Annotated in this window: 2 protein-coding genes and 1 pseudogene; 1 reads left to right on the forward strand and 2 read right to left on the reverse strand. The window is 66.7% G+C overall.

Translation table 11 applies throughout. The features are described 5' to 3' along the window. Positions 1–54 precede the first annotated feature (54 nt). A pseudogene (locus ACFDTG_RS16595) lies at positions 55–693 on the forward strand (acyl-CoA synthetase); the annotation flags it as partial. Positions 694–720: 27 nt separating this feature from the next. Here the strand turns inward: ACFDTG_RS16595 and ACFDTG_RS16600 are convergent. Together ACFDTG_RS16600 and ACFDTG_RS16605 are read right to left on the reverse strand one after the other, a co-directional pair. Beyond that, the gene (locus ACFDTG_RS16600; RefSeq protein WP_375249418.1) at positions 721–1,827 is read right to left on the reverse strand and encodes an NAD(P)-dependent alcohol dehydrogenase; all 1,107 of its coding nucleotides are present in this window, start codon (positions 1,825–1,827) and stop codon (positions 721–723) included. Positions 1,828–1,841: 14 nt separating this feature from the next. Then, positions 1,842–2,708: a helix-turn-helix domain-containing protein gene (locus ACFDTG_RS16605; RefSeq protein WP_375249419.1), complete on the reverse strand. Its 867-nt coding sequence runs from the start codon at positions 2,706–2,708 to the stop codon at positions 1,842–1,844. Between the last annotated feature and the right edge of the window lies 1 nt (position 2,709).

Below are 2,709 nucleotides of genomic sequence, written 5' to 3' on the forward strand. Positions count from 1 at the left end.
GATCAAGAAAAGAATTGAACAGTTCAATGTAAGCAGTGAAGCACGTAATGAAGGGAATGGCTGGGGCCGATCGTCCACGAATATTATTCCGGCACGGAAAGCTGCGGGATCACGGCGATTTCCAGCGAAGAGTGGCTGCGCAAGCCTGGATCGGTGGGCCGAGCCGTGGTGGGTCGGCTTCACATCGTCGACGATTCGGATCGCGAGCTTCCGGCGGGCGAGACCGGCAATGTCTATTTCAGCGACGGTCCGGCGTTCCAGTATCTGAACGACCCCGAAAAGACCGCCGAGGCGCACAATGCGCGCGGATGGGCGACGCTGGGCGATATCGGACATGTGGACGAGGAGGGCTATCTGTTCCTCTCCGATCGCAAGAGCTTCATGATCATATCGGGCGGCGTGAACATCTACCCGCAGGAAATCGAGAATGTGCTGGTCACCCATCCGTCCGTCGCCGACGCGGCGGTGATCGGCGTGCCGTGCGAGGAGATGGGCGAGATGGTGCTGGCGGTGGTGCAACCCGCGCCCGGGGTCGACGCCGGCGACTCGCTCGCCGAGGAGTTGCGGCAATTCACCCGCCACGCGCTTGGCGGAGTGAAGACCCCCAAGCGCGTCGCGTTCACCGATGCGCTGCCGCGCGAACCCACTGGCAAGCTGTTCAAGCGCAAGCTACGGGACGAGTATCGCGCCTGACCCGTATGGCGACGTCAAGGCGCCGGCTTACGGCAGCAGCACGACCTTGACGCATTCGCCGCGCGCCTGGGCCGCGATCGCTTCGTTGATCGCGGACATCGGGAAGGTCTGCACCAGCCGGTCGAACGGGAACCGTCCGTCGCGGTGCGCGGCGATCAGTTCGGGGATGAAGGTCTGCGGGTCGCTGTCGCCCTCCATGATGCCGACGATGCGCTGGCCGTAGGTGATCATGCCCGCGAGGTTGAGGCTGATCGCATCCTCGGCCCGCGGCGGCACGCCGACCAGCCCGAGCATGCCCCTGGGAGCAAGGGCGCCGAGGATCGCCTCGATCGCATTGATGCGCCCGCTGGTATCGAACGCGAAATCGACCCCGCCGGGTAGGATGTCGCGCACGGCCGCCGTCACGTCCCCCGCTGTCGGGTCGATGACGTGGGTGGCACCAAGATCGAGCGCCAGCTGCCGTCGGCCTGCCACCGGCTCGACAAGGATGATCGTCGAGCAAGCCTGGATTTTCGCGCCCATCACGGCGGCGAGGCCGACCGGGCCCCCGCCGACGATCGCGATCGTCGATCCGGCGGGGCATGCCATCGATCGCATCACGCCGCCGGCGCCGGTCTGGAACCCGCAGCCGAGCGGCCCGAGGATCGCGAGCGGCGCCTCCGCATCGGTTACCTTGACCACGTTGCGCGCACGGACGATCGTGTGCGCGGCGAAGCTGGACTGACCGAAGAAGTGCGAGGCGATGCGCTCTTCGCCGTTCGAGAACGCCATCGACCCGTCGTCCAGCCGCATGCCGGCATAGTTCAGGGGCGGAAAATCGGTGCAATAGCTGGGGAGGCCGTCCCCGCACCGGGCGCAATGGCCGCAGCTGGAGAAGCCGAGCACCACTCGGTCGCCGACCGCCAGGCCGGCGACGCCCTCGCCGATCGCGTCGATCGTGCCGGCGCCCTCATGCCCGAGGACGGCGGGCAGCGGGTAGGGCACGAACTGGTCGCGAAAGACGAGGTCCGTGTGGCACAGACCGACGCCCGCGATCTTGACGCGCACCTCGCCCGCGCGCGGTTCCTCGACCTCCACGGTCTCGATCGAGAACGGGCCCTTGGCTTCGCGGGCGACGGCGGCGGTGGTCTGCATGGGCTACCTCGGTGTCATTGGGCTGCGTGGCGCCAACCGCTCGGGGTCTGGCCCGCATATTGGCGGAAGGCGCGGGTGAAATGGCTTTGGCTGGTGAAGCCCAGTTGATCGGCGATCGTCGCGATCGACAGATCGGACGAGCCGAGCAGCTCCTGCGCGCGATCGAGGCGCGCTTTCATCACATATTGATGCGGTGTGATGCCCGTCGCCTTCTTGAACACCCGGCAGAAGTGGGAGGGCGTCAGACCGGCCTCGGCCGCCATCGCTTCCAGGCTGTGATCGGCCTCCGGGCGCGACAGGATCGCGTTCATGACGTGGTGGATGCGATAGGCGGAGAAGTCGGCGGTCGGAAAGCTGGCCGCGTTCGCCGAGACCGGGCCGCGCAGCATGTGCGCCTTCAGCGCGCCGACAAGCGCGCCGACATAGACGGTTCGTTCGTCGGTCTGTGGTGCGTATAGCTCGGCAAGAACCTGTCGGGTGAGCGCTACCCCCAGCGGGTCCGTGAAGGCGAACCGCATGCGCTTGAACTGGTCCAGCGCGGGCGCCCGTTGAAGTTCATGGGACGAGATGCTCAGGGTGACCACATCGAGCTCGCCGTCGACCAGCCATCCGGTCGCCTGACCGGCGGGGATGATCGTCGCGCAGCCGGGAATGGAACTCGATTCGCTCCAGCCGTCCCGCTCCCATGTCTTGACCTTCGGCTTGCCGGCGATGTGAACCACGAAGGTGGGGTCCGGCAATGCGGGCAGGTCGTAGCTGCCAACGAACTGCCGCCAGCGGGCGAGGCGCCACCCCTCGGCCCGTGAGCCGATCGTCAGGTCTGCGCCGCGACCCAGCGCATCGGAGATGATGGCCTCGTTCGTCCATTGCGTGGCATCCATC

This window comes from Qipengyuania sp. (assembly GCF_042095715.1).
GTDB lineage: Bacteria > Pseudomonadota > Alphaproteobacteria > Sphingomonadales > Sphingomonadaceae > Qipengyuania.

What these genes read in the sequence shown, in the direction of transcription:
- ACFDTG_RS16600 (WP_375249418.1), bottom strand. Translation starts at nt 1,827, where the DNA reads ATGCAGACCACCGCCGCCGTCGCCCGCGAAGCCAAGGGCCCGTTCTCG.
- ACFDTG_RS16605 (WP_375249419.1), bottom strand. Translation starts at nt 2,708, where the DNA reads ATGGATGCCACGCAATGGACGAACGAGGCCATCATCTCCGATGCGCTG.